Genomic DNA, 25,536 nt, shown 5'->3' on the forward strand with positions numbered 1-25,536 from the left:
TTCAGCACCATGGCGCAACCGGCGGCAAAGGCCGGGCCGGCCTTGCGGGTGATCATCGCATTGGGGAAGTTCCACGGCGTGATCGCGGCGACGACGCCGATCGGCTGCTTCATCACCATGATGCGCTTGTCCGGCTGGTGGCCGGGGATCAGGTCGCCATAGATGCGGCGCCCCTCTTCGGCGAACCATTCGACGAAGCTGGCGCCATAGACGATTTCGCCGGTCGCTTCGGCCAGCGGCTTGCCCTGTTCGAGCGTGAGGATGCGGCCGAGATCGTCCTTGTTCTCGATCATCAGGTCAAACCAGCGGCGAAGCACACCAGCGCGATCCTTGGCAGTGCGAGCAGCCCAGCCCTTTTGCGCCAGACGCGCCGCTTCGATCGCCGCCTTCGTCTCCTTGCCTCCAAGCTTCGGCACGCGTCCGACGAGTTCGCCCGTCGCCGGGTTGGTTACATCGATCGCATTGGCGGCATCCGCTTCGATCCATTCGCCACCAATCAGGGCAGCCTGGCGAAACAGTGACGGGTCCTTAAAAGATCCATTCGCCACCAATCAGGGCAGCCTGGCGAAACAGTGACGGGTCCTTAAAAGTCATCGCACGTCCTCTCTCCGAAAAATCTACAGAACTTATACAACTTTTTTATCAAACTCGACAATCACCCGAAACACCGTTTCTGCATATTCCGTTAGCGAGCGGATCGAGCCGGAAAAACGATCAACGGTGCGGGCGCAAAGCCGGTTTCATCGGCGCCTGATCCCATATAGCGTCGGCGGCGAATCTCGCCAACCGCCTCGCTTTGCGGCACGGTCTTCGCCAATGGCTGCGCGCCTCCCACGGGATTCCCGATACGATAAAAGAGGTATGTTCATGACGGAAAGCAACCACAGAACCGCCGACCACCCGATCGACACCATGTTCCTGAAGCGCTGGTCGCCGCGTGCGTTTACCCAGGAGGAAATCAGCGAGGAAGACCTGCTCTTGCTGCTCGAAGCCGCCCGGTGGGCGCCGTCTGCGAGCAACAACCAGCCCTGGCGGTTCGTCTATGCCCGCCGCGGCACCGAACACTTCAAGAGCCTGCTCGATATTCTCAACGAGAGCAATCAGCGCTGGGCGAAGCATGCCGCCGCGCTGGTGATCGTCATTTCCAAGACCCACACGCAGGCGGCCACAGGCGAGATGCGGGCGGCCTACACCCATGCCTTCGACACCGGTGCCGCATGGTTCAGCCTGGCGCTGCAGACGACCGTTTCCGGCTGGCACGCGCACGCGATGGCCGGCATCGATCGCGACAAGGCAATGACCACCCTTGGCGTGCCCGAGCATTACCGGGTCGAGGCAGCGGTGGCCATCGGCAGGCTGGCCGACCCCTCGACGCTGCCGGACGACCTGCGCGAACGGGAAAAGCCGAGCCTGCGCAAGCCGCTTGCAGAGCTCGCGTTCGAAGGCCGCTTCAAGGCGGAATAAACAAAAAAAGATCCCGGCGCCTTGCGGTGCCGGGATCTGTAAAACGCAGCGATGATCTTTCGATCAGATGTCGAGGTTGGCAACGTTCAGCGCGTTTTCCTGGATGAAGTCGCGGCGCGGCTCGACCTCGTCGCCCATCAGACGCGAGAACAGTCCATCGGCGTCGGTCGCATCGTTCACCCGCACCTGCAGTAGCGAGCGCACGTTCGGATCGAGTGTCGTTTCCCAAAGCTGCTCGGCATTCATTTCGCCCAGCCCCTTATAGCGCTGCATCGAAAGGCCCTTGCGGCCTGCCGCAAAGATCGCATCCAGAAGCGCGCGCGGGCCACTGATATCCTGCGCCCCATCACGGCGGCGAAGCACCGGAGGTGCCGAATAGATCTCCTTGAGCTTCGATGTCAGCTGGTCGATATGGCGGGCGTCGGACGAGCCGATCAGCGCGATGTCGACGATAGCGACTTCCTTGACGCCGCGAACCATGCGCTCGAGCTTGAGGCCGCCTTCGGCCGTAACCGTTCCGGTCCAGCCGCGTTCTGTCTCTTCGGCGATCACATCCAGCCTGCGAGCCACCTCGATCGCGACCTGCTCGTATTGCTCGCGCTGGCCGTTCAGTTCGACATTCAGGGCGCCGGCAATCGCCGCCTGTTCGACAATCGAACGATTGTAGCGCGAATGGAGGCCATCCGTCAGGTTACGCAGTCGAAGCGCATCATTGATGACTTCGCGCAGATCCTGACCCGCGCGAACCTCACCGGAAGCAAGCTGGAGCGTCGCTTCCTCGAGACCCATCGAGATCAGATAGTCTTCCAGCGCCTGCTCGTTCTTCAGGTACTGGGCGGACTTGCCGCGCGTCACCTTATAGAGCGGTGGCTGGGCAATGTAGAGATGGCCGCGCTCAATCAGCTCCGGCATCTGCCGGAAGAAGAAGGTGAGCAGCAAGGTGCGGATGTGGGCGCCGTCGACGTCTGCGTCCGTCATGATGATGATCTTGTGGTAGCGCAGCTTGTCGGCGTTGAACTCGTCCTTGCCGATCGACGTGCCGAGCGCGGTGATCAGCGTACCGATTTCCTGGCTCGAAAGCATCTTGTCGAAACGCGCGCGCTCAACGTTCAGGATCTTGCCGCGCAGCGGCAGGATCGCCTGGTTTTCACGCGAACGTCCCTGCTTGGCCGAACCACCGGCCGAATCGCCCTCCACCAGGAAGACTTCGGATTTTGCCGGATCGCGTTCGGAGCAGTCGGCCAGCTTGCCTGGCAGCGAGGAGATGTCGAGCGCACCCTTGCGGCGTGTCAGTTCGCGTGCCTTGCGCGCCGCCTCGCGAGCGGCCGCGGCTTCGACGACCTTGCCGACAAGGATCTTGGCCTCACTCGGATGCTCTTCGAACCAGGTGCTCAAGGCCTCGTTGACGAGGCTTTCGACAACAGGACGGACTTCTGAGGAAACCAGCTTGTCCTTGGTCTGCGACGAGAACTTCGGATCGGGAACCTTGACCGAGAGCACGGCCGTGAGGCCTTCACGGCAGTCCTCACCCTGAAGCGTGACCTTTTCCCTCTTTGTGATGCCAGAGGAATCGGCATAGGAGGTGACCTGCCGCGTGAGCGCGCCACGGAAGCCGGCCATGTGCGTGCCGCCATCGCGCTGCGGGATGTTGTTGGTGAAGCAGAGCACGTTCTCGTGGTAGCTGTCGTTCCACCACATCGCGACTTCGACGGTAATGCCGTCCTTTTCGCCGCGGATCGAAACCGGCTTCTGTACCAGCGGCTTCTTGGCGCGGTCGAGATAGGCGACGAAGGCCTCGAGGCCGCCGTCGTACATCATCTCGTCCTGGCGCACGTCCGAATGGCGCTTGTCGGTCAAGACGATGCGCACGCCGGAATTGAGGAAGGCGAGTTCGCGCAGCCGGTGTTCGAGCGTGCCGTAGTCGAAGTCCGTCTTGGTAAAAGTGTCCGTGCTCGGCAGGAACGTCACCTCGGTGCCCGTATCGCTGCCGGCGTCGCCGATCACCTTCAGCGGAGCGTCTGCGACACCATGGGTGAAGCTCATCTCGTGGATCTTGCCCGCGCGGCGGATTTTCAGCCGCAGCATGACGGACAGTGCGTTGACCACCGAAACGCCGACGCCGTGCAGACCGCCGGAAACCTTGTAGGAGTTCTGGTCGAACTTACCGCCGGCGTGGAGCTGCGTCATGATGACCTCAGCCGCCGAGACGCCCTCTTCCTTGTGGATATCGGTCGGTATGCCGCGGCCGTTGTCGGTGACCGTCACCGAGCCATCGGCATTGAGCGTCACCGTGACGATATCGGCGTGGCCCGCCAGCGCCTCGTCGATCGCGTTGTCGACCACCTCATAGACCATGTGGTGCAGACCGGAGCCGTCGTCGGTGTCACCGATATACATGCCCGGCCGCTTGCGCACGGCATCCAGGCCCTTCAACACCTTGATGGAGTCGGCACCATATTCGGCGGCGGCGCCGGTATCGGTTTCAGGAATATCGGTCATTCGGCTTCGGGTCTTTCCAGGTTCTTCGGACGTGGTGATTCGTTGCGAATCACGTCTCGGACGCCTCGCGGACTATAGAAAATTTGTCCACGGTTCCAAATCCCGGACCGCGCGGAGCGGCCGGAAAACAGCTGTTCATCCCCTGTCATTAGCAGGAAATGTGGCTTTTTCCAAAACATCTTCCAGGGCGCGGATCGTGTCGACGGACAAATCGCGGATTTGCCCGCTCAACCGGTTGGCAAAGGCGGTATATTCGGGCGCCAGTCCCGACGTATCCAGCACGACTTTCGGGGCGGAGACATGGGCGATCTGGAACAGTTCCTCGGCCTCGTCCCAGATGACGTTGAAATAGCCGGCCACCCTTTGCAGGAAATCGAAGCTCGGAGCGCCGCGTTTTCCATGCTCGAGCGCCGACAGATAGGCGGCCGACACGCCAATCGCCGCGGCCATCTGCTTCTGCGACACGCCCTTCTTGCGCCGCAAATCGCGCACCGCCGCGCCGAAGGGGGTCACGTCGCGCTCCCTTTGCGTGCCAGGCGGACATAAAGCGCGCCATCGCCGCCATGGTTGCGCGCAGCCGGCTCGTAGCTCGAGATCAACGACCGGAACTCAGGCAGCGAGAACCAGAGCGGAACGGCGCGTTTCAAGGCGCCATCGCTGCCGATCGACGTTCCCTTGCCGGTGATCACGAGAACATGGCGCAGCCCGCGCTCATGGGCTCTCAGAAGAAAATGCAGCAGGAAGCCATGGGCTTGGCTCTGGATCATACCATGCAGATCGATCCGCGCTTCGAGCGCCAGATGCCCCTTCGACAGCTTGCGCTTGACCGGTTTTTCCAGCGGGTAGTGGTGTCGGCCATTCGAGGTGTTGGCGAGCGCAATTCCCAGCTGTTCGTCGGCCCCAACCGCCGGGGCCGCAGCTTGCATCTTTTGCGGCTCATCCTTCGGCGCGGCTGGAACGTCCTCGCCGAGAAACTCCCGGAGATCGTCGAGACGGCCGGGCATGGGCCTGGTCGTGCGCGCGACCTTTCCCCACAGAATCCGCTCTTCGGCTGAAAGCTTCTTGCCCCTAGCCATTGCCGTATCTTGCCGCAGCCGCACGGGGGATGAAGATGTAAAAGTCGGCGTCGTTGCGAACGGCACCCGCACGCTCGCCTGCCACGTCGCCCGATCCGGTGAAGATGTCGCCGCGAGCCGGGCCGACGATCGCCGATCCGGTGTCGAGCGCCAGCATCAGGTGTCTAAACGGCTGTCCGGCATCAAGACGCGTCAGGCTGTCACTGGAGATGAAGAACGGTACACCGAAGGTATGGATCAGCCGATCGACGGCAAGGGACCGTCCCGGTTCCAACGAAACCTTGGCGGCGGCGACCGGCCCCAGCCGCTCGTCATGCACATCAGCCTCGCGGAAGAAGATGAAGGAGCGATTGTGCCAAAGCACCTCGTCGACCTGATCCGGATTGGCAGCCAGCCAACCTCTTATGCTCATCATCGAAACGGTAGCGGCATCGATTTCGCCGCGATCGATCAGCAGCTTGCCGATCGGAGAAAAATAGTGGCCGGTCTTGGCGGCATAGGTGATGCGCCGGCGCGAACCGTCGGGATAGACGAGCCGCGCGGCACCCTGGACGTGGACGAAGAACACATCGACCTTGGATTTGGCATAGGCGATCTCCAGACCGCGTCCCGCCAAAAAGCCCTGCTCGATCGCGGGGCGATCGGGATACTCGCCGACCACGCCGTCATGCAGGCGTCCGAAGGCGAAATAGGGATCCATGTCCACGGGCCGGTTGGTATCGTCGATATCGACGAGATCAATCGGACGGCGGTAGATCGGATATCGGAAGACATCGTCCGGTGTCGCCTGCACCTCGATCTCGGGCTCGTAGAACGCGGTCACGAAACCGGTCTTGCCCGTTTCCGGCATGATCCTGAAGGCGACGAACTGTTGCTCGAAAAAGGCACGCGCCGCAGCCGCATCGGCGACGTTCACGCTTGCAGCCGAAAATGCGGGTATCAAGTCATCGACGGAAATGCCAAGCGAACCCGTGCGATAGGGCTTGGCCGTCGAAACATGGTGATGACAGCGCCGCAGCGCTTCAATCACCGCGGTCGGATCGTCGTCCTGCCACCCCGGTAGATCGGAGAAGGTGACAGGCTCAAGTCGAAGCGTCATGGTCGCCCCTTCCGATCAGTTTTCGGATTCGGTCGCGATCAGCTTCCAGTTCGGATCACGCGAGCGAATGTCGCGCGAGAAGGTCCAGAGATCGTTGACTTCGGCCACCGACTCCGCGTCGCCATCGATGATGGCGCCTTGCTTGTCGTAGGTCGCCGAGATCAGCTGGCTGACGATCCGGATCGTGATGTTTTCTTCGCTGTCCTTGACTTCGGCGTGGACGATGTCGGCCTTCTCGATGCCGACGAAGGTGGATTTCACCACTTCGCCCTTGCGCTCGCGCTCGGCAATCGCGGCGTCGAAGCCTTCATAGACCTCGCGCGACAGAAGGTTTTTCAGCGTCTTGCGGTCGCCGTCGGCAAAAGCCATGACGATCATCTCATAGGCCATCTTCGCGCCGTTGACGAACTCCTTCGGGTCGAAGCCATTGTCGGCGTCGGTCAGCGAGCGGAGCTGATCGTTGAGCGGCGTTCCCGCCTTTGCGAAGGCGTCGATCGCAGCGTAGCGCGCCGAATCATCCTCGACATTGTCGCGGCGCGGCAGTTGGACGACCTTGCCATTGTCGGCCTTTTCCGGCCCCTGGCTCATATCCCGCGGAGAATAGGGATCAAACGGTGGTCGCTCGCTGCCGGTCCGGCGACCGAGAACGCTGCGCAACTGCAGGAAAATGACCACTGCGGCGATCAAGAAAAAAAACGTGATGAAGTCGAAAGAGCCCATTTCCACCTGAAACCGCTGTTAGAATTTCTCGTAGCTATTCCATATAGTCCGCAAGGATAGATCATTCAAACTGCGTTGTCGCACCCTTAGATCGGAGGTGACGATGCGAAGACCCTTTCAGGCACCGATAATGCGCTCAATGTTAATTCCCCTGGTCATTCTTGGACTGCCCCTTGCCGAGATTGCCGGCTTCGTCATCGTCGGCCGCGAGATCGGCCTCGCCATGACCCTTTTGCTCGTTCTGTTGAGCGCGATCGCCGGGGTCATTCTGCTTCGCGTTCAGGGTTTTGCCGTGATCAGGCGCGTTCAGGAAGCAACGCGCACCGGCAGCGACCCCGGACGCGAGGTCCTCGGCGGCGCCTTGATGTTCGTCGCAGCACTTTTGCTCATGGTGCCCGGCTTCATCAGCGACATCTTCGGTCTGCTTCTGTTCGTGCCACCTGTCCGGCAGGCGATCGCCAGCTATCTCCGGTCAAGAATGACTGTCGTGACTGCCGCGTCGAGCCAGTCCTGGCACGGGCCGAGCCATGCGCCGCAGGAGCGCAGCCAACCACGCGTCATCGACCTTGGCGAGGGCGAGTTCTCAAGGACCGACGACGACGAACCCAACCCGTCCGAAGAGCGCCGGCGGCAATAGCAAAGGCCTGTGGCGCAGGGTTGTAAGCCCTATGACGAAATGCTAGATGGCCTCACCGAATTGAAGTCGAGGAAACCCTTATGACGACTGATACCGCATCCAACGGCAACGGCAGCGCGCAGCAGAGCCCGTCGCTCAACATCCTCGCCCAGTATGTCAAGGATCTCTCGTTCGAGAACCCGGGCGCACCGCGTTCGCTGCAGGCCCGCGACAATGCACCGTCGATCAACATCAACGTCAACGTCAACGCCAACCCGCTTGCCGAGAACGATTTCGACGTCGTGCTCTCGCTGAACGCGGAAGCCAAGGATGGTGAGCGCGTTCTGTTCAACGTCGAGCTCTCCTACGGCGGCGTTTTCCGTGTTGCCGGCTTCCCGCAGGAACACATGCTGCCGCTGCTCTTCATCGAGTGCCCGCGTCTGCTGTTCCCGTTCGCGCGCCAGATCGTTGCCGACGCGACCCGCAACGGCGGCTTCCCGCCGCTGATGATCGATCCGATCGATTTCGCTCAGATGTTCGCCCAGCGCATGGCCGAAGAAAAGGTCCGCTCGCAGGTGGCAAACGCCAATGAGACCGCCAACTGATTTCGGTCAGTCTGGATCGTAACTAGGAAAAAGCCCGGTTTGACCGGGCTTTTTTCATTTCTGCAGATCGTATTTGGCCCAGATCGCCTTCGCGCCCATCTTGGCGACCAGCGCAGCATGTGCCGCCTCATCCGCTTCAGACAGGCGGTTCGGCAATGGTCGTGGTCGCTGCGCGACGGCGATCGGCGCATCGTCGTGTTCGACTGTTTGTCCCCCACCCTTGTTGCTCGACACCAATCCGAGAGCGGCCTGACGACCGCCGAGCATCTCGATATAGACTTCGGCAAGTAGCTCGGAGTCGAGAAGCGCGCCATGCTTGGCGCGATGGGAATTGTCGATACCGTAACGCCGGCACAGCGCATCGAGCGAGTTCGGACCCATCGGATGCTTGCGGCGGGCAAGCGCGAGCGTATCCGTCACCCGTTCCCCGGCAATGGCGGGAAGCCCGATGCGGCCGAATTCGGCATTGATGAAGCCCATGTCGAAGGTCGCATTGTGCGCCACCCAGCGGGCATCGCCGAAGAAGTCGATGATCTGCTGGGCGACATCGGCAAAAGGTGGCTTGTCCTTCAGGAACTCGTCGGTGATGCCGTGAATGGCAAGCGCATCCGGATGAACCTTGCGATTGCCCGGGTTGACGAAGATGTGCAGCGTACGGCCGGTCGGAAACTGGTTCTCCAGCTCGACGCCGCCGATTTCGATCACCCTGTCCTCGCGGTTGTCGAGGCCGGTCGTTTCCGTATCGAAGATGATCTCACGCATCGGGCGCTCCATTTTTGGTGAGATCGTCGACGATCGCCCTCACCTGTTGGCGTGTGTTGTCGAAGCTGTCGCTGGTATCAACGATGTAGTCGGCGCGTTCGCGCTTCTGACTGTCCGGCACCTGACGCGCCAGGATCATAGCAAATTTCTCTTCGGTCATACCCGGGCGTTTCAACGCCCGCTCTCTTTGAATGTCAGGCGCGCAACTGACGACGACCACTTTGTCGACCCGCGCTTCGGCCCCCGTTTCAAACAACAGCGGAATATCGAGCACAACGAAGGGCACGTTTGCCTTCGCATTTGCGTCGAGGAACGCGCGTTCTTTCTGGCGAACGAGCGGGTGCACGATCCCCTCGAGCTCGCGCAGCCTTTCCGGCGCCGCCAACAACTGGCGCGACAGTTCGGCTCGATCGATCGCCCCTTCCCTCGCCGTTCCAGGAAAGGCGGCTTCGACCGGCTCTACGGCTTCGCCGCGATAAAGCGCGTGCACGACTTCATCGGCGTCGTTGACCGGCACCCCTAACTCGCGAAACATCTGCGCCGTCGTCGACTTGCCCATGGCGATCGATCCGGTCAGGCCAACGATCATCATGCGTGCGACCCCATGTCATCGATGACGATTTGGCGAAGGTTGGCGTCGACGACAGGCCTGCGGCCGAACCAGAGTTCGAAACCGGGCACCGCCTGATGCAGCAACATGCCAAGTCCATCGACGATGGCAAAGCCCTGCTCTTCCGCCTGGCGAAGCAAAGGCGTCTTCAACGGGACATAGACAATGTCGGTCACCACAGCACCACTCGCCAGGTCGGTGAAATCGATCGCAGGAGCATCCTGGCCGTCCATGCCGAGCGACGTCGTGTTGATGAAGAGGCCGGCGCCCTTCATCACGTCGCCCAATGCCTCCAGCGGATGGGCATGCACGGTCGAACCAAACCGGTCGGATAGCTCTTTCGCCCTTGCCACCGTGCGGTTGACGACATGGATCGTCTTGACCCCACGGTCGCGCACGGCCTGGATGACCGCCCGGCTGGCGCCACCGGCGCCAAGCACGACCGCGGTCGAACAGTGATCCCAGCCGTCCGCGCGCTCGTCGAGATTGGCGACGAACCCGCGGCCATCGGTGTTGGTTGCATGAACTTCGCCGGCTTCGATCCACAGCGTATTGGCAGCGCCGAGTTCCAGACAGAGATCGTCGGGCCGGTCTGCCAGCCTATGGGCAATTTCCTTGTGCGGAATGGTGACGTTGCCGCCACAAAAACCTGATGTGCCTTGCTTCAGCTCTGCAATGAAGGCTTGAAAGTCTTCCGGCTTCACTTCATGTGCGCGATAGCTGCCCTCTATCCCGAGCTGTTTCAGCCAATAGCCATGGATCAGCGGCGACCTCGAATGCTTGATCGGGTAGCCGGTGACGAAGGCGTGGTTAACAAATGTTTCACGTGAATCACGCATCGATCGTTCCCAATTCCCGAAGTTTTGCGAGCAGCGGCAGCATCGGAAGACCGAGGATGGTGAAGTAGTCGCCGTCGATTTTGTCGAACAACTGGATGCCCTCGCCCTCCAACTGATAGGCGCCGACGCTGGACAGCGCCTTGCTGCCGACACGCTGCAGATGGCGATCGACGAATTCCGGCGTCAACGCGCGCACCGACATCTGCGCCGACGAGACGTGGCGCCAGAGTACCGCGTCGCCGCGCATGAGAACGACTGCACTGTTCAGGCGATGGGTCTTGCCCGACAGCGACAGGAGATGTTGTCCGGCTTGCGCCATGTCCTTCGGCTTATGGTAGACCCTTTGCCCCAGAGACATGGTCTGGTCGGAGCCGATCACCAATGCCCCAGGGAAATGTCTGGCGACATCTCTCGCCTTGGCTTCGGCGAGGCGCATCGCCACCTCTTCAGGCGCAGCGCCTTCTTCCTCGAGCGGCTTTTCAAGTTCCCGCTCGTCAATCTCCGCAGCGCGTGCGGAAAACACCAACCCGGCATTTTCCAGAAGCGCGCGACGGAACGGGCTTGCCGAAGCCAGGACGAGTGAAGGTGTCATCATCGAAGTTCCCGAATTGTTCGGATTCGCTCTATCGCAGCCGCGGACGCAGGGCAACAATGGCAGCGGCGGTTTCCTCGATAGAGCGCCGGGTCACGTCGATGAGCGGCCAATTGTTGCGCGCGCAGAGTGCGCGGGCATATTTCAGCTCCTCGGCGATCGCGGCCCGATCCGTATACTGATCGCCGTGAAAGCCCTGCGTGGTGCCCAGTACCCTGTGCTGACGAACCTGCGAAATGCGATCGGCGGTCGCGATCAGGCCGACGACCAGCGGCTTGGTTGCCGCCATCAGTCGATCGGGAAGCGGCACACCTGGGACGATCGGAATGTTGGCGGTCTTGATGCCGCGGTTGGCCAGATAGATCGATGTCGGCGTCTTCGAGGTGCGGCTGATGCCGATCAGGACCACATCGGCGTCGTCGAAGTCGGCCGGCAGCTGACCGTCGTCATGGTCCATGGTGAAATTCAAAGCATCGATCCGCGCGAAGTAGTCGGCGTCCATCACATGCTGCGCGCCGGAACGGCGCCGCGACGGCGAGCCGAGATAGGACTGGAACAGTTCGATGATCGGATCCAGCACCGAGACGCATGGGACCCCCATCTCACGGCAGCGCTGGTCGATGATGCCGGCCAGCTCGCGATCGACGATTGTATAGAGCACGATGCCGGGGGCTCCATCGATGGCGTCGAGGACCTGCAGCAGCTGTCGGCGATTTCTGATGAGCGGATAGACGTGTTCGAGCGCATGCGACGCCTGGAATTGCGCGGCCGCCGCCCGCCCTGCGGCGATCAACGTCTCCCCTGTCGAATCGGAGATCAGATGCAGGTGGAAGTAGTTTTTCTTGTTCTCCACGCTATTCTCCGGGTGCTGTTGATAAACCGGGATAAAAACCGCCGATCACGCCCCGTTGGCTCGGGCGACGGGAAAACCGCCGACTTATTCACAATTGGTGCAGCGCGGAAGAAAGCTTCGCGGAGCTTGTGGACAAGACTCATGGCGATGACAAAGTGTCACGTGTTTCCGTTCGTTGTCCACAGGCATGCGCGCTTTTTCGAACGCGGCAATCGGCTGATTCCTATTGCCTTTTTGGACTTATCCACGAAATGCCAGCCAAGGTGCCGTGCTGGCTCCCGCCCGGTTCGATCCAATCGGGCCATCGTGGATGACGTGTGGTCATCTTTTAATCCTTGATACCCACCGACTCTAAGAAATAGAAAGAGTCTAAATACCTTTGTTTATATATTGGGAGAGACCATCCGTGGCCGAGACACGAAGGAAAGTTCTGGAGGTTCTGGAGGGGAAGACGGTTAGTCCTCCTCCCGTCTGGCTCATGCGCCAGGCTGGCCGTTACCTTCCGGAATATCGCGCTACGCGCGCCGTTGCCGGAAGTTTCCTCGATCTCTGTTACACCCCGGATCTGGCTGTCGAAGTGACGCTGCAGCCAATCCGACGTTATGCCTTTGATGCAGCCATCCTCTTTTCCGATATCCTCGTGATCCCGGATGCCCTGAAGCGCAACGTTCGCTTTGAGGAAGGGCATGGACCGAGAATGGATCCGATCGACGTCGACGGCATCGAGGCGCTGAAGCCCGAAGGTATCTCCAATCACCTGAAACCGGTGTTCGAAACGGTGTCGCGTTTGCGGACGGAACTCCCGACGGAAACGACGCTGCTCGGTTTTTGCGGTGCCCCCTGGACGGTCGCGACATACATGATCGCCGGTCAGGGAACGCCGGATCAGGCCCCTGCCCGGCTGTTCGCCTATCGGAACCCGGAAGCGTTTGACCGGCTTTTGACGTTTCTCGCCGATGTCTCCGCCGACTATCTGGTCGAGCAGATCGATGCGGGCGCCGACGCGGTGCAGATATTCGATTCCTGGGCAGGTGTTCTCGGCGAAGACGAGTTCGAGCGATTTGCGGTCGCGCCGGTCGCCCGAATGATCGCTTCGGTCAAGGCGAGACGCCCGCAGGCCAAGATAATCGCCTTTGCCAAGGGCGCAGGGCTTCTCCTGAAGCAGTATCGTCAGAAAACGGGTGCCGATGCCATCGGGCTCGATTGGACCGTTCCCTTGTCCTTCGCTGTCGATTTGCAGAAGGACGGACCGGTGCAGGGCAATCTCGATCCGATGCGGGTCGTTTCCGGCGGTCTTGCGCTGGATCAGGGGATCGATCGCATTCTCGATGCGCTCGGCAATGGTCCGCTGATTTTCAACCTTGGACACGGGATCACGCCACAGGCCGATCCGGATAACGTCTCGGCGCTGGTGTCCAGGGTTCGCGGGGAACGCTGATGGCCGAACGGCAGACGGATAGCGCTCCCGGAAACAGGGCGCGGCTGCGGGCGATGATCGCGCTTGGCGGTTTTGCCGCGCTGCTTGTTGGACTTTTCGTCTGGCAGCCGGAGAGCCTCTACCTCTGGATCAAGGCGCTGCACGTGATTGCGGTGATGTCGTGGATGGCGGCGCTGCTCTACATGCCGCGACTGTTCATCTACCACACCGACGCCGCCCCTGGCTCGGAACAGTCCGAGACCTTCAAGATGATGGAACAGCGTCTGCTGAAGGTCATCATGAACCCGGCGATGATGATTTCCTGGGTCCTCGGGCTTTACCTTGCGTGGAGTGTCTATGGTTTTCAAGGCGGCTGGCTTCACGCCAAACTGCTGTTCGTGGTGATGCTGACCGTGGTGCATGTGCGCTTCAGCCGTGCCGTCCGCGCCTTCCAGCGGGATGAGAATCGTCGCACGGCGCGGTATTGGCGCTTGATGAACGAGGCACCGACTCTGCTGATGATCCTGATCGTCATCATGGTCGTGGTGAAGCCGTTTTGAATTTTATCGATTGCTAATTGTAAGAGTTGTCGCTAATTTTCGACAACCCCTTGCGGCGTTTCACGTGAATCGCTATTTTCTGCCATCTCCTCTTCATGGCTTGTGACAAAGACCAGAGCCTGCCCCCCTGCCGCAGCTCCCTTCAGAAAACACGCCGTCTTCCCATTCCCGTACGAAACATGGATCCTTCATGGCTGAAATGAAGCTACAAGAACTTAAGAACAAGACGCCGACCGATCTTCTGGCATTTGCCGAAGAGCTCGAGGTGGAAAACGCCAGCACCATGCGCAAGCAGGAGCTGATGTTCGCCATCCTCAAGATGCTCGCGGCCCAGGATATCGAAATCATCGGTGAAGGCGTCGTCGAGGTTCTGCAGGACGGTTTCGGCTTTCTGCGCTCTGCCAATGCCAACTACCTGCCCGGTCCTGATGATATCTACATCTCGCCCTCGCAGATCCGCCGCTTTTCGCTGAAGACCGGCGACACGGTCGAAGGACCGATCCGCGGACCGAAGGAAGGCGAACGCTACTTCGCGCTGCTCAAGGTCAACACCATCAATTTCGACGATCCGGAAAAGATCCGTCACAAGGTTCACTTCGACAACCTGACGCCGCTCTATCCGAACGAGCGTTTCAAGATGGAACTCGAGATCCCGACGTCGAAAGACCTGTCTGCGCGGGTGATCGACCTGGTCGCCCCGCTCGGCAAGGGCCAGCGCGGTCTGATCGTCGCTCCGCCGCGCACCGGTAAGACGGTTCTCCTGCAGAACATTGCCCACTCGATCACCGCCAACCATCCGGAATGTTATCTGATCGTCCTCTTGATCGACGAGCGTCCGGAAGAAGTGACCGACATGCAGCGCTCGGTTAAGGGCGAAGTTGTCTCCTCCACCTTCGACGAGCCGGCGACGCGCCACGTTCAGGTTGCCGAAATGGTCATCGAGAAGGCGAAGCGCCTGGTCGAACATGGTCGTGACGTCGTCATCCTGCTCGACAGTATCACCCGCCTCGGCCGCGCCTACAACACCGTTGTTCCGTCATCGGGCAAGGTTCTGACCGGTGGTGTCGATGCCAACGCCCTGCAGCGTCCGAAGCGTTTCTTTGGTGCGGCACGTAACATCGAAGAAGGTGGTTCGCTCACCATCATCGCCACGGCGCTGATCGACACCGGCAGCCGCATGGACGAAGTCATCTTCGAAGAGTTCAAGGGTACCGGCAACTCGGAAATCGTGCTCGACCGTAAGGTCGCCGACAAGCGCATCTTCCCGGCGATGGACATTCTCAAGTCCGGAACGCGTAAGGAAGATCTGCTGGTTCCGCGCCAGGATCTGCAGAAGATCTTTGTCCTTCGCCGGATTCTGGCGCCGATGGGAACGACCGACGCTATCGAGTTCCTCATCGACAAGCTGAAGCAGACCAAAAACAACGGCGACTTCTTCGATTCGATGAACACCTGATACGGTCAGACGACCTCACCAAATTAATGACCGGGCAGGCTGACTGCCCGGTCTTTTCATTTTCATGCGTTTTTCATTAGCCGGATTCCCCGGTTGAAATTTTCTAAGACGTTTTTTGATTCGCCGTCGCAACGAATTTCGGGCAACTCTCCCTGAGATCATCGTTCGTCGTGTTTGGTGATTCACGTGAAACACAATCGCCGAGCAGCCTCAGGCTTGATCTTTCCCTGACTATCCGGCATAAGCTCCCAACCGCTCTACACCTCTGCGCTTGCCGGGAACGCCGATTGTCGCGTCTCATCCCGCTACCGACAAAGGGGGTCAGAAAAACGCGCCTGAACTCAATTCCAGGGCCTGGCGTGCGCAAGAGCGATCAGTCTCATTTTGGGCGCAGGTGAAAACAATGCCATCCGTGGATACGATTTATGCGCTTTCCAGCGGGGCGTTGCCGGCAGGCGTGGCGGTCATCCGCATCAGTGGACCGAGGACGATCGAAGTCGTCAGGTCGCTGTGCGGTGCCGTTCCGGAGCCGCGCGTTGCATCATTGAAACCGATTCGTTCCCGCAACGGTTTGACGATCGATAGCGGTCTGGTCCTCTATTTCAGCGGCCCTGCCTCCTTTACCGGCGAAGACTGCGCCGAGCTGCAGGTGCATGGCAGCCGCGCCGTCGTTCAGATGTTATTGCATGAGTTGTCTGGTTTTGCCGGTCTGCGCCATGCGGAGGCCGGAGAGTTTTCACGGCGCGCCTTTCAGAACGGCAAGATGGATCTGGTCGAAATCGAGGGTCTGTCGGATCTCATCGTTGCCGAGACCGAAATGCAGCGTCGTCTGGCATTGGAGCATTCCGCCGGTGGCCAGTCGAAGGTCTATGATGGCTGGGCCAAGCGCCTGATCCATGCTCGGGCGATGATCGAAGCGGAGCTCGATTTCGCTGATGAGGAAGATGTACCAGGCTCGGTCAGCGAGCGGATCTGGAGCGACATGGAACTGCTGCGCGATGAGATTGACGCTCATATCGCGCAGGCTCCAATTGGAGAGATCATTCGCGACGGCTTGAAGATCGTCATTGCCGGCGAACCCAATGCCGGCAAATCCAGTTTGCTCAATGCGCTGGCAAAACGTGATATCGCCATCGTCACCGAAATTGCTGGCACCACGCGCGACGTACTTTCCGTCGACCTTTCCTTAGCCGGATTCTCTGTCAAGTTGTTCGACACGGCCGGCCTGCGCGAGACTGAAGAGACGGTTGAGCGCGAGGGCATTCGCCGCGCGCGCGACGTGATTTCCCGCGCTGATCTGGTTCTTCTTCTGTCGGAAACGAAGATGGGCTTCGATACGCTGCAGGAGCTTGACCTGACCGAGGTGCCGGTCTTGAAGGTTGCGACCAAGTCCGACCTTGAAGGCAGCGATAGCGATGTTGGTGCCGATGTTTCGATTTCGACCAGAACCGGCGCCGGCGTGGAACAGCTTTTGAGCGCCATCGCCAGTTATCTCCCTGATTTATCTGGCGTTACGGCGCTTTCCATTCCCTCGCGGCGCAGGCATGTGGATGCCCTGCGCCAGGCCAGTATCGCGCTCTCGGAGAGCCTGACACTGAACCAGCACGGACTGGACATACGAGCCGAGCTGCTTCGCGTTGCTGGTGATGCGATCGGCCGCATCACCGGACGGGTGGATGTTGAAAACCTGTTGGATGTGATATTTTCCGAATTCTGTATCGGTAAATGACGCTTGACTAAAACAATGCAACGCTAGCGAGTCATGAGATGTGTTTCACGTGAAACGATTCGAAGCCGGAACGCGTTTGATCGGAGATAGAAACAATGGTCCATTTTGACGTCATCGTCATTGGGGGTGGTCACGCTGGCTGCGAAGCCGCAGCGGCTTCAGCGCGTCTTGGGGCACGCACCGCTCTGATCACACATAAGGCGTCAACGATTGGCGTAATGTCCTGCAACCCCGCGATCGGCGGGCTCGGCAAGGGGCATCTCGTGCGCGAGATCGATGCCCTTGACGGTCTGATGGGACGCATCGCCGATGCTGCGGGCATCCAGTTCCGCCTGCTCAATCGTCGCAAGGGACCGGCTGTTCGTGGCCCACGCACCCAAGCTGACCGCAAACTCTATCGCGAAGCCATGCAGCGCGAGATTGCCGCCACTGAAAACCTCAGCGTGATCGAAGGTGATGCTTTCGATCTCATAGAGCGGAACGGAAAGATCGCCGGGGTCGTCATGAAAGATGGTCGTGCCTTCGGGGCGACTGGCGTCGTTCTGACAACAGGCACCTTTCTGAAAGGGCTGATCCATATTGGCGATCAAAAGATACCAGCTGGCCGTGTCGGTGAAGAGCCATCCCTTGGTCTTTCCGCCACTCTGGCGCGTTACGGTCTTCGCCTGGGGCGACTGAAGACCGGGACCCCGGCACGCTTGGATGGCAAGACAATTGATTGGGACCGCGTCGGCCGTCAGGGGCCCGACGAGGATCCTGTGCCCTTCTCGTTCATGACCGATCGGATCACCAACCGGCAGATCGATTGTGGCGTGACGCGCACGACTGACGCGACACACAAGATTATCGCCGATAACATCGGCAAGTCGGCGATGTATTCCGGGCAGATCGAGGGGGTCGGTCCGCGCTATTGCCCTTCGATCGAAGACAAGATCGTTCGCTTCGGCGAGCGGGACGGCCATCAGATCTTCCTCGAGCCGGAAGGCTTGGATGACGACACGGTCTACCCAAATGGCATTTCGACCTCCTTGCCGGCGGATGTGCAGGACGCGTTCATCCGAACAATCCCGGGTCTGGAGGATGTGTCGATCCTGCAACCGGGCTACGCGATCGAGTATGATCATGTCGATCCACGTGAGTTGGACGCGACACTGGCGGTGCGCAAGATGCCGGGTCTGTTCCTCGCTGGGCAGATCAATGGCACTACCGGTTATGAGGAGGCTGGCGCTCAAGGTCTGGTCGCTGGGCTGAACGCGGCGAAAGCCGCGATGGGACGCGAGGCGGTCATTTTCAGCCGTACCGATTCCTATATCGGTGTGATGGTTGACGACCTAACCTCTCGCGGCATTACCGAGCCCTATCGGATGTTTACGTCGCGAGCCGAGTACCGCTTGTCTCTACGGGCCGACAATGCCGACATGCGGCTGACGCCGAAGGCAATCGAGATCGGTTGTGTCTCTGAAGACCGACGGGAACGCTTTGGCGAATGGAAAGCGCAGTTTGACAGCGGACAGACGTTGCTCAAGCAATTGTCGATCACGCCTGCCGAAGGAAACCGCCACGGCCTCAAGCTGAACCAGGATGGCCAACGGCGAACCGCGTTTGAGATCTTGTCCTATCCTGACCAGACAATCGATGCGCTCCTGCCTCTGTGGCCCGAGTTGCGGCATATTCCGCGCGCGGTGGTAGAGCCACTTGAAATCGATGCGGCCTACGCCGTCTACATGGATCGTCAGGCATCGGACATTGCCGGGATCCGTCGCGAGGAGACGATGGTCATTCCTGCCGATTTTGACTTTACAGCCCTCGCTGGTCTATCGAATGAGTTGAAGCAGAAGCTGACGCTGCAGGCGCCGCGAAATCTGGCGCAAGCGCTCAAGGTCGACGGGATGACCCCGGCCGCGGCCTCGCTGATCCTGGCTTGGTTGAAACGAATGAACCGCTCCGCGGGACGGGACGAGAAGGTAAGTGCGCAATGAAAACGAGTCCTTTCGCTGGCTTGAACGGACTGCGTGTTTCACGTGAAACGAATGAACGGCTCGAGCACTTTGCAGCGCTGTTTCAGAAATGGGCGAAGTCCATCAATCTGATTGCCCCCTCAACCCTCGAGGATCTGTGGCGCCGCCACATCGTCGATAGCCTTCAGCTGGTGCAGTTGTCCCCGGGCCCGAAAACCTGGGTCGACCTCGGTAGCGGTGGTGGATTTCCAGGCATCATCACCGCCATCTACCTGCAGGAATTCTCCGATGGCTGGGTACACTTGATCGAGAGCAACAACAAGAAAGCTGCATTCTTGCGTGTCGCGCTGACGGAAACGGGTGCGCGCGGCTCCGTTCATCCGATTCGAATCGAGGACGCGAGCTCCGTTGCACCGAAATGCGACGCGATTTCAGCGCGTGCGCTAGCGGATCTCAGCCTGTTGCTGGACTATTCGTCACCCTGGATGATGGCCGAGGGCGGCAAAACCGTCGCCTACTTCCATAAAGGGCGGGATTACCAGCGCGAGATCGACAAAGCCGTTGGCCGCTATGAGTTTGATCTGGTAAAACATCCAAGCATTGTCGAGCCAGATTCTGTTGTGCTCGAGATCGCAAATCTTTCGCGAAGAACTCAGTGATTGGCGAGCGGAACATGTTTGGCACAAAAAACCGGATCATCACGATAGCAAACCAGAAGGGTGGCGTCGGCAAGACGACGACCGCAATCAATCTGGCAACCGCGCTGGCGGCCATTGGCGAGAAGGTTCTGATTGTCGACCTGGACCCGCAGGGTAATGCGAGCACGGGTCTCGGCATTCAGCGCCGTGATCGCCACCTCTCCTCTTACGAATTGATGATCGGCTCGCATTCGATCGGTGAGATCGCCCAGCAGACGGCTGTCCCGAACCTTGCCATCGTGCCTTCGACAATGGATCTTCTCGGCGTGGAGATGGAAATCTCGCGAGAGGTTGATCGCGCCTATCGGCTGCGGAAGGCGCTGGAAAGCCCCGAAGCGTTGGAATACTCCTACGTTCTCGTCGACTGCCCGCCTTCCTTCAATCTTTTGACGATGAACGCTATGGCGGCTGCACATTCGGTGCTGGTACCGCTGCAGTGTGAGTTCTTCGCACTGGAAGGCCTGAGTCAGCTGCTGGAAACGGTCGATCAGGTTCGCAGAACCGTCAATCCCAGCCTTGATATCCAGGGCATCGTGCTGACGATGTTCGATTCCCGCAACAATTTGGCGCAGCAGGTGGTGAGCGATGTTCGCACCCATCTTGGGGACAAGGTCTATCACACACTCATTCCGCGGAATGTTCGTGTCTCCGAGGCGCCGTCCTATGGTAAGCCGGCCATCCTTTACGATCTGAAATGCGCGGGCAGTCAAGCTTATCTTCAATTGGCATCAGAAGTGATCCAGCGCGAGCGGCAGCGTAAGGCTGCTTAATTGTTTCGGTACCGGAATTAAATCGGGTGATACTATGAACGACGATAGCTCGAAGAGAAGGCTTGGTCGCGGACTGGCTGCATTGATTGGCGAGATGGACCAACCGATCCAGGCGGGTGCCGCCGCTGCCCCGGTCAATCCGGATCGGCGGGTGCCGATCGAGTTTGTGTCACGAAACCCGAGAAACCCCCGTCGGCAGTTCGACGAAGGTGAGTTGCAGGACCTTGCCAGCTCAATTCGACAGCACGGCATCGTTCAGCCTGTCGTTGCCCGGACGATTGGCACGGACCGCTACGAGATCATCGCCGGGGAACGCCGGTGGCGGGCAGCGCAGTTGGCGGGTTTTACTGAAATTCCGGTTATTATCCGCGATGTCGACGACCGGACGGCGCTCGAGATTGCCATCGTCGAGAACGTGCAGCGCTCTGACCTCAACCCACTCGACGAAGCGCTCGGTTACGAGCAGCTGATCGCCGAGCACGGCTACACGCAGAACGACCTCGGCGAGATCATCGGCAAGAGCCGCAGCCATGTCGCCAACAGCCTGCGGCTTCTCAAACTGCCAGAGCCCGTGCGGGACATGCTGTCCGAAGGAAGCCTGTCGGCTGGCCACGCGCGCGCATTGATCCCGACATCGGACCCGGCAACGCTCGCCCGAAACATCGTTGCGAAGGGGCTTTCCGTTCGCGACGCCGAACGGTTGGCGCAGAACGATATCCGCGCCCAGAACGACCCCAATTACGCCAAGGCCGCGCGCCGGGACGAGAAGGACGCCGATACGCTGGCGCTGGAGCGGACATTGTCCGATAGCCTGGGGCTGGACGTGACCGTCAGCCACAAGGCTTCCGGCGGCCACCTCAGGATTTCCTACAAGACGCTTGATCAGCTCGAAGAGATCTGCCGGCTGCTTGAGCGCCGGTAGAGCGCTTGCCTTCGGCTTTCACCACCATTGAACCAGGTTGAGTTAGGCCCGCGTTTGCGGCCTCTCAGCGTTTTGCCGACTGTATGGCAATCGCCATCAGGTTCTGCAGCACCATGCTCTCCTCGAGGCTCTGGCGGGTGCGGCTCTGAAAGATCGTATTCTGCAGCCGCGTGAGCTCGCGGCGGATCGCCGGCGAAGACCAATGCCGAAGCGCTGCCTCAATGATGGGTTTGCGGCGAAAGTGCAGGTGGCGACCCATGGTGGCGATCACCTGACCCGCCTGCTGGCGAGATGAATCCATCTCGGCGCGCATCAGATCCAGCTGCTGAAACTGCCGCAAGCACCCTTGCAAAACAAGGAAAGCTGGTGTTTTCGACGTGGTGATCTTCTGCATTGCGTGCAGAAGGCCGTCAAGATCACCTTTCAACACGGCATCGACCGCATCATCAACGGAAATAGCGCTGGCATCGCCGACGATATCGGTGACATCGGATTCATCGACAGTCGCCTTGCCACGGCAATAGAGCGCCAGCTTGCGGACTTCGTTGCGCGAAGCCAGTCGATCCCCGCCCAGCGCCTCCATCAGTCTTTCCCGTGCAGCCGGTGTTATGCCGAGCTTTTCCTCGCCGAGTTCCTTGTCGATCAGGGCCTGCAGACTGCGGGCATCGTCGCTATAGCAGGCGATGGTCGCGATGGAACGGGAGGTCTCGGCGACCTTGCGCAGCGCCGATCCCTTCTTGAGATCACCCGCTTCGACGAGGACGTAGCTACCTGTGGGAGGTTCGCCGGCCAGGATCTGCAACGCATCGACGAGCGCCTTCTCGTTGGCGGCTCCGCGCACCCAGACAAGCTTTTCACCGCCGAAAAGGCCGATCGAGTTGACCTCGTCGAGAAGCCGGCCGGGGCTCTGCTGCAGATCCCCGGCATCGAGCTTGGTGATGGAGAAAGGATCGTCGAGCGGAACGCCGCTGCGCGACGCGATCGCCCCTGCCCGCTCCGAGACCAGACCGCGGTCTGGCCCGTATAGGACAAAGAGGCGATAGAGGCCCGCTGACTTCTGAAGGAAAGAGTCGAACTCGTGCGACTTGACTTCGCTCATTCCGCCACCGGCCTAGCGGCTGAGGGCCGCGGCGATGTCAGCCCGGATCAGCTCTGCCAGTTCCTTTGCAGCGCGGTTTTCGCCGTCGCGCACGGCGCGGACCTTGGCAAATTCCTGCACCGGGAAGTCGACAAGCGCGACAGCGCTGCGATTGCCCGACTTGATGGTCTCGCCGGTTCCGATCTTGGAGAGATTGTAGTCGGCCTTGACGACGATACGGCCAGCGCCTGCCCGATCCCGCGCCTGATCGTAGAGTACGCCCATGGTGCGGCTCGTAACCGTCAGAGCCAGATGATACTGCGGGTTGACCGGTTCTCCCTGGCCGCCGGCGACGAGGAAGATCAGGGCGTTGCGCACTGCCTGCTCGACGCGCTCTTCGGCGTCGGAGATTTCGATCGACGCCAGCGCGGCGGGTGTGCCGACTGCATCGGAATAAAGCGGCCTGACCTGGCAGCCGGCGAGCGCGGTCAACATAAGAACACCAGCCAGCATCGGGATCGACCGCATGCGGGAGCCAGCTCTATCAGACAACGACATTGACGATCCTCTGAGGCACGACGATGATTTTCTTGGGGCTGCTGCCGTTGAGTATGGTTTTGACGGCATCGAGAGCGAGAACTGCATTTTCGATTGCAGTCTGATCTGCATCGCGCGCGATTGTCAAATCTGCGCGCTTCTTGCCGTTGACCTGAACCGGAAGCGTGACTTCATTCTCGACGACGAGCGCGGCATCGAACTTCGGCCAGCCGCTTTCAGCGATCAGGCCCTTGCCGCCGATCGCCTGCCAGCATTCCTCGGCCAGGTGCGGCATCATCGGCGCGATCAGACTGATCAGGATCGACGTTGCATCCTTGGCGGCCGCGCTCAGCGCCGCATCGGCCTTGTCGGCGGCAACCTGGGTCAACGGGGCTGCAAGTACATTGACGAGCTCATAGATGCGCGCCACGGCCTTGTTGAAGGCCAGCTTGTCGTAGTCGGCCTCGACTGCGCGCAGCGTCCTGTGGGCCGCTTGCGAGACCGCCAGGCCGGCGCCGTCGTGTGCCGGTGCGGCCTCGACCGTGCGAAGCGTCTCTGCCGCTTCGCCGATCAGGCGCCAGACGCGCTGAACGAAGCGATGGGCGCCTTCGACGCCGGCCTCGGACCAGATGACGTCACGGTCGGGGGGCGAATCGGACAGAACGAAGAAGCGTGCCGTGTCGGCCCCGTAGGAGGCGATGATATCGTCGGGGTCGACGACGTTCTTCTTCGACTTCGACATCTTCTCGATCGAGCCGATGATGATGTCTTCGCCGGTCTCGAGCAGAACGGCGCGCCGCTGTCCGTCGACTTCGTCGATGCGGATTTCTGCCGGCGTGATCCATTCGCGCTGTGCGCCCTCGCCACGGCTGTAGGTTTCGTGCACGACCATGCCCTGCGTGAACAGGCCCTTGAACGGTTCGTCCAGCGCCACGTGGCCGGTTGCCTTCATCGCGCGGGTAAAGAAGCGCGAATAGAGCAGATGCAGGATCGCGTGCTCGATGCCGCCGATATACTGATCGACAGGCAGCCAGTGATTGGCTGCCTTCGGATCGGTCGGGTTGTCCTCCCACGGTGCGGTGAAGCGCGTGAAATACCAGGACGAATCGACGAACGTATCCATCGTGTCGGTCTCGCGGCGTGCGTCCTTGCCGCAATGCGGGCAGGCCACGTGCCGCCAGGTCGGATGGCGATCAAGCGGGTTGCCCGGCTTGTCGAAGGTGACATCCGGCGGCAGGACCACCGGCAGGTCGGCCTTGGGAACGGGAACGACGCCACAGTCATCGCAATGGATGACCGGGATCGGGCAGCCCCAATAGCGCTGACGGGAAATACCCCAGTCGCGCAGGCGGAAATTGACCTTGCGTTCGGCGCACGGCGAACCGGCCAGCTGTTCTTTCTCCAGCTTCGAAGCAACGGTTTCGAACGCGTCTTCCGTCGACAGGCCGTCGAGGAAGCGCGAGTTAATCATCACGCCGTCGCCGATATAGGCCTCGTCGCCGATCGCAAAACTTGCGGCATCGCCATCCTTGGGCATGACCACCGGAACGACCGGCAGGTCATATTTGCGGGCGAAGTCGAGGTCGCGCTGGTCGCCGGACGGGCAGCCGAAGATGGCGCCCGTGCCGTAGTCCATCAGCACGAAATTGGCGACGTAAACCGGCAGTTCCCAGCTTTGATCGAGCGGATGTTTGGCGCGGATACCGGTGTCCAAGCCCTTCTTTTCAGCGGTCTCGAGTGCTGCCAGCGAGGTGCCGGCCCGGCGGCACTCCTCGCAGAAAGCCTCGATTGCCGGATCCTTGGCGGCTGCCTGCTTGGCCAGCGGATGATCGGCGGAGATCGCCAGGAAGGATGCACCGAACAGCGTGTCCGGACGGGTGGTGTAGACGGTCAGCTCGGTCGTATCGGCGTCGGCGGTGCCTTCGACGATCTGCCAGCGAATGGACAGGCCTTCGGAGCGGCCGATCCAGTTCTTCTGCATCAGGCGCACTTTCTCCGGCCACTGGTCCAGCGTGTCCAGTGCGTCCAGCAGCTCCTGGCTGAAGTCGGTGATGCGGAAGAACCACTGCGTCAGCTCGCGCTGTTCGACGAGCGCGCCGGAGCGCCAGCCACGGCCATCGATGACCTGCTCGTTGGCAAGCACGGTGTTGTCGACCGGGTCCCAGTTGACCTTGGACTGCTTGCGGTAGACCAGGCCCTTCTCGAGGAAATCGATGAACAGATGCTGCTGGCGCTGGTAGTATTCAGGGTCGCAGGTCGCGAATTCGCGGTTCCAGTCGAGCGAGAGGCCCATGACCTTCAGCTGCGCCTTCATGGAGGCGATGTTCTGATAGGTCCAGGTCGCCGGATGCACGCCGCGCTCCATGGCGGCGTTTTCCGCCGGCATGCCGAAGGCATCCCAGCCCATCGGGTGAAGCACGTTGAAACCGCGGGCACGCTTGTAGCGGGCAACGACGTCGCCCATCGTGTAGTTGCGCACATGGCCCATGTGGATGCGCCCGGACGGATAAGGGAACATCTCGAGCACGTAATACTTTTCGCGCGGGTCGTCGTTCTCGGTCTGGAAGACCTGGCCGTTTTCCCATTCCTGCTGCCAACGCGGCTCGGCATCACGCGGATTATATCGTTCGGTAGACATGTCTTTTTGGTGTTCCGGAAGTTCTGCGGGGCACGGGA

At 60.4% G+C, this 25,536-nt stretch carries 25 protein-coding genes; 11 read left to right on the forward strand and 14 right to left on the reverse strand.

The genetic code is table 11. The features are described 5' to 3' along the window. On the reverse strand, nt 1-548 hold a 548-nt coding region (locus BLJAPNOD_RS03120; RefSeq protein WP_115418868.1), incomplete at its 3' end, for an aldehyde dehydrogenase family protein. A gap of 319 nt (nt 549-867) precedes the next feature. Here BLJAPNOD_RS03120 and BLJAPNOD_RS03125 point away from each other — a divergent pair. Next, a complete protein-coding gene (locus tag BLJAPNOD_RS03125) occupies nt 868-1,464 on the forward strand; it encodes a nitroreductase family protein (protein WP_115421111.1) in 597 nt (198 codons plus the stop codon). Nucleotides 1,465-1,527: 63 nt separating this feature from the next. Here BLJAPNOD_RS03125 and gyrB read toward each other — a convergent pair whose 3' ends face one another. The 5 genes from gyrB to BLJAPNOD_RS03150 form a co-directional block, all read right to left on the reverse strand. Next, nucleotides 1,528-3,963 carry a DNA topoisomerase (ATP-hydrolyzing) subunit B gene (gene gyrB / locus BLJAPNOD_RS03130; protein ID WP_115418869.1) on the reverse strand — a complete coding sequence of 812 codons (2,436 nt, stop codon included), beginning with the start codon at nt 3,961-3,963 and terminating at the stop codon, nt 1,528-1,530. A gap of 135 nt (nt 3,964-4,098) precedes the next feature. Beyond that, the gene (locus BLJAPNOD_RS03135) at nt 4,099-4,476 is read right to left on the reverse strand and encodes a helix-turn-helix transcriptional regulator (protein WP_077504713.1); all 378 of its coding nucleotides are present in this window, start codon (nt 4,474-4,476) and stop codon (nt 4,099-4,101) included. Continuing rightward, nucleotides 4,473-5,039: a Smr/MutS family protein gene (locus tag BLJAPNOD_RS03140; protein WP_115418870.1), complete on the reverse strand. Its 567-nt coding sequence runs from the start codon at nt 5,037-5,039 to the stop codon at nt 4,473-4,475. The genes BLJAPNOD_RS03135 and BLJAPNOD_RS03140 overlap by 4 nt, the downstream gene beginning before the upstream one ends. After that, entirely contained in the window at nt 5,032-6,138 is a 1,107-nt protein-coding gene (locus BLJAPNOD_RS03145) for a murein transglycosylase A (protein ID WP_115418871.1), read from the reverse strand. Before BLJAPNOD_RS03145 ends, BLJAPNOD_RS03140 begins: the two co-directional genes overlap by 8 nt. A gap of 15 nt (nt 6,139-6,153) precedes the next feature. Beyond that, nucleotides 6,154-6,858, reverse strand: a complete 705-nt coding sequence (locus BLJAPNOD_RS03150; protein ID WP_077504716.1) for a Tim44/TimA family putative adaptor protein — start codon at nt 6,856-6,858, stop codon at nt 6,154-6,156. 130 nt (nt 6,859-6,988) lie between these two features. On the opposite strand from BLJAPNOD_RS03150, the gene BLJAPNOD_RS03155 reads away from it, so the two are divergent. Further along, complete coding sequence (locus tag BLJAPNOD_RS03155; protein WP_077504717.1) at nt 6,989-7,495, forward strand: FxsA family protein; 507 nt, start codon at nt 6,989-6,991, stop codon at nt 7,493-7,495. A gap of 80 nt (nt 7,496-7,575) precedes the next feature. Next, nucleotides 7,576-8,079 carry a protein-export chaperone SecB gene (gene secB, locus BLJAPNOD_RS03160; protein WP_077504718.1) on the forward strand — a complete coding sequence of 168 codons (504 nt, stop codon included), beginning with the start codon at nt 7,576-7,578 and terminating at the stop codon, nt 8,077-8,079. A gap of 54 nt (nt 8,080-8,133) precedes the next feature. Here the strand turns inward: secB and dnaQ are convergent, their stop codons facing one another. Genes dnaQ through BLJAPNOD_RS03185 form a run of 5 tightly spaced genes read right to left on the reverse strand, consistent with a single transcriptional unit; the run spans nt 8,134 to nt 11,735 of the window. Next, nucleotides 8,134-8,841 carry a DNA polymerase III subunit epsilon gene (dnaQ, locus tag BLJAPNOD_RS03165; RefSeq protein ID WP_077504749.1) on the reverse strand — a complete coding sequence of 236 codons (708 nt, stop codon included), beginning with the start codon at nt 8,839-8,841 and terminating at the stop codon, nt 8,134-8,136. Continuing rightward, nucleotides 8,834-9,433 carry a dephospho-CoA kinase gene (gene coaE, locus BLJAPNOD_RS03170; RefSeq protein WP_077504719.1) on the reverse strand — a complete coding sequence of 200 codons (600 nt, stop codon included), beginning with the start codon at nt 9,431-9,433 and terminating at the stop codon, nt 8,834-8,836. Before coaE ends, dnaQ begins: the two co-directional genes overlap by 8 nt. Beyond that, nucleotides 9,430-10,290 carry a shikimate dehydrogenase gene (locus tag BLJAPNOD_RS03175; RefSeq protein WP_115418872.1) on the reverse strand — a complete coding sequence of 287 codons (861 nt, stop codon included), beginning with the start codon at nt 10,288-10,290 and terminating at the stop codon, nt 9,430-9,432. The genes coaE and BLJAPNOD_RS03175 overlap by 4 nt, the downstream gene beginning before the upstream one ends. After that, nucleotides 10,283-10,882: a Maf-like protein gene (locus BLJAPNOD_RS03180; protein WP_115421112.1), complete on the reverse strand. Its 600-nt coding sequence runs from the start codon at nt 10,880-10,882 to the stop codon at nt 10,283-10,285. Before BLJAPNOD_RS03180 ends, BLJAPNOD_RS03175 begins: the two co-directional genes overlap by 8 nt. Nucleotides 10,883-10,913: 31 nt before the next feature. After that, nucleotides 10,914-11,735 carry a pyruvate, water dikinase regulatory protein gene (locus BLJAPNOD_RS03185; protein WP_077504721.1) on the reverse strand — a complete coding sequence of 274 codons (822 nt, stop codon included), beginning with the start codon at nt 11,733-11,735 and terminating at the stop codon, nt 10,914-10,916. Between the two features lie 406 nt (nt 11,736-12,141). Here BLJAPNOD_RS03185 and hemE point away from each other — a divergent pair, with 406 nt between their 5' ends. From hemE to BLJAPNOD_RS03225, 8 genes are all read left to right on the forward strand, one after another. After that, the gene (gene hemE / locus BLJAPNOD_RS03190) at nt 12,142-13,173 is read left to right on the forward strand and encodes a uroporphyrinogen decarboxylase (protein WP_115418873.1); all 1,032 of its coding nucleotides are present in this window, start codon (nt 12,142-12,144) and stop codon (nt 13,171-13,173) included. Beyond that, nucleotides 13,170-13,712, forward strand: a complete 543-nt coding sequence (gene hemJ / locus BLJAPNOD_RS03195) for a protoporphyrinogen oxidase HemJ (protein ID WP_115418874.1) — start codon at nt 13,170-13,172, stop codon at nt 13,710-13,712. Before hemE ends, hemJ begins: the two co-directional genes overlap by 4 nt. A 190-nt stretch (nt 13,713-13,902) precedes the next feature. Further along, nucleotides 13,903-15,168 (forward strand): transcription termination factor Rho, encoded by a 1,266-nt coding sequence (rho, locus tag BLJAPNOD_RS03200; RefSeq protein WP_115418875.1) that lies wholly within the window; start codon nt 13,903-13,905, stop codon nt 15,166-15,168. A 403-nt stretch (nt 15,169-15,571) separates the two neighbouring features. After that, nucleotides 15,572-16,897, forward strand: a complete 1,326-nt coding sequence (gene mnmE, locus BLJAPNOD_RS03205) for a tRNA uridine-5-carboxymethylaminomethyl(34) synthesis GTPase MnmE (RefSeq protein WP_115418876.1) — start codon at nt 15,572-15,574, stop codon at nt 16,895-16,897. Between the two features lie 95 nt (nt 16,898-16,992). After that, nucleotides 16,993-18,876 (forward strand): tRNA uridine-5-carboxymethylaminomethyl(34) synthesis enzyme MnmG, encoded by a 1,884-nt coding sequence (gene mnmG, locus BLJAPNOD_RS03210; protein ID WP_115418877.1) that lies wholly within the window; start codon nt 16,993-16,995, stop codon nt 18,874-18,876. Continuing rightward, nucleotides 18,873-19,514 (forward strand): 16S rRNA (guanine(527)-N(7))-methyltransferase RsmG, encoded by a 642-nt coding sequence (rsmG, locus tag BLJAPNOD_RS03215; RefSeq protein WP_115418878.1) that lies wholly within the window; start codon nt 18,873-18,875, stop codon nt 19,512-19,514. Before mnmG ends, rsmG begins: the two co-directional genes overlap by 4 nt. 14 nt (nt 19,515-19,528) lie before the next feature. Then, nucleotides 19,529-20,323, forward strand: a complete 795-nt coding sequence (locus BLJAPNOD_RS03220) for a ParA family protein (protein WP_077504751.1) — start codon at nt 19,529-19,531, stop codon at nt 20,321-20,323. Nucleotides 20,324-20,357: 34 nt separating this feature from the next. After that, nucleotides 20,358-21,245, forward strand: coding sequence for a ParB/RepB/Spo0J family partition protein (locus BLJAPNOD_RS03225; RefSeq protein ID WP_115418879.1), 888 nt, complete (start codon nt 20,358-20,360; stop codon nt 21,243-21,245). A 64-nt stretch (nt 21,246-21,309) separates the two neighbouring features. On the opposite strand, the gene holA is transcribed toward BLJAPNOD_RS03225, so the two are convergent. The 3 genes from holA to leuS are packed head-to-tail and all read right to left on the reverse strand — an operon-like array spanning nt 21,310 to nt 25,498. Beyond that, nucleotides 21,310-22,344 carry a DNA polymerase III subunit delta gene (gene holA, locus BLJAPNOD_RS03230; RefSeq protein ID WP_115418880.1) on the reverse strand — a complete coding sequence of 345 codons (1,035 nt, stop codon included), beginning with the start codon at nt 22,342-22,344 and terminating at the stop codon, nt 21,310-21,312. A gap of 12 nt (nt 22,345-22,356) precedes the next feature. Next, a complete protein-coding gene (gene lptE, locus BLJAPNOD_RS03235) occupies nt 22,357-22,881 on the reverse strand; it encodes an LPS assembly lipoprotein LptE (RefSeq protein ID WP_115418881.1) in 525 nt (174 codons plus the stop codon). Then, a complete protein-coding gene (gene leuS, locus BLJAPNOD_RS03240) occupies nt 22,868-25,498 on the reverse strand; it encodes a leucine--tRNA ligase (RefSeq protein ID WP_115418882.1) in 2,631 nt (876 codons plus the stop codon). Before leuS ends, lptE begins: the two co-directional genes overlap by 14 nt. Nucleotides 25,499-25,536 lie beyond the last annotated feature (38 nt).

The sequence above is a fragment of the Ensifer sp. M14 genome (assembly GCF_003355565.1).
Taxonomy (GTDB): domain Bacteria; phylum Pseudomonadota; class Alphaproteobacteria; order Rhizobiales; family Rhizobiaceae; genus Ensifer.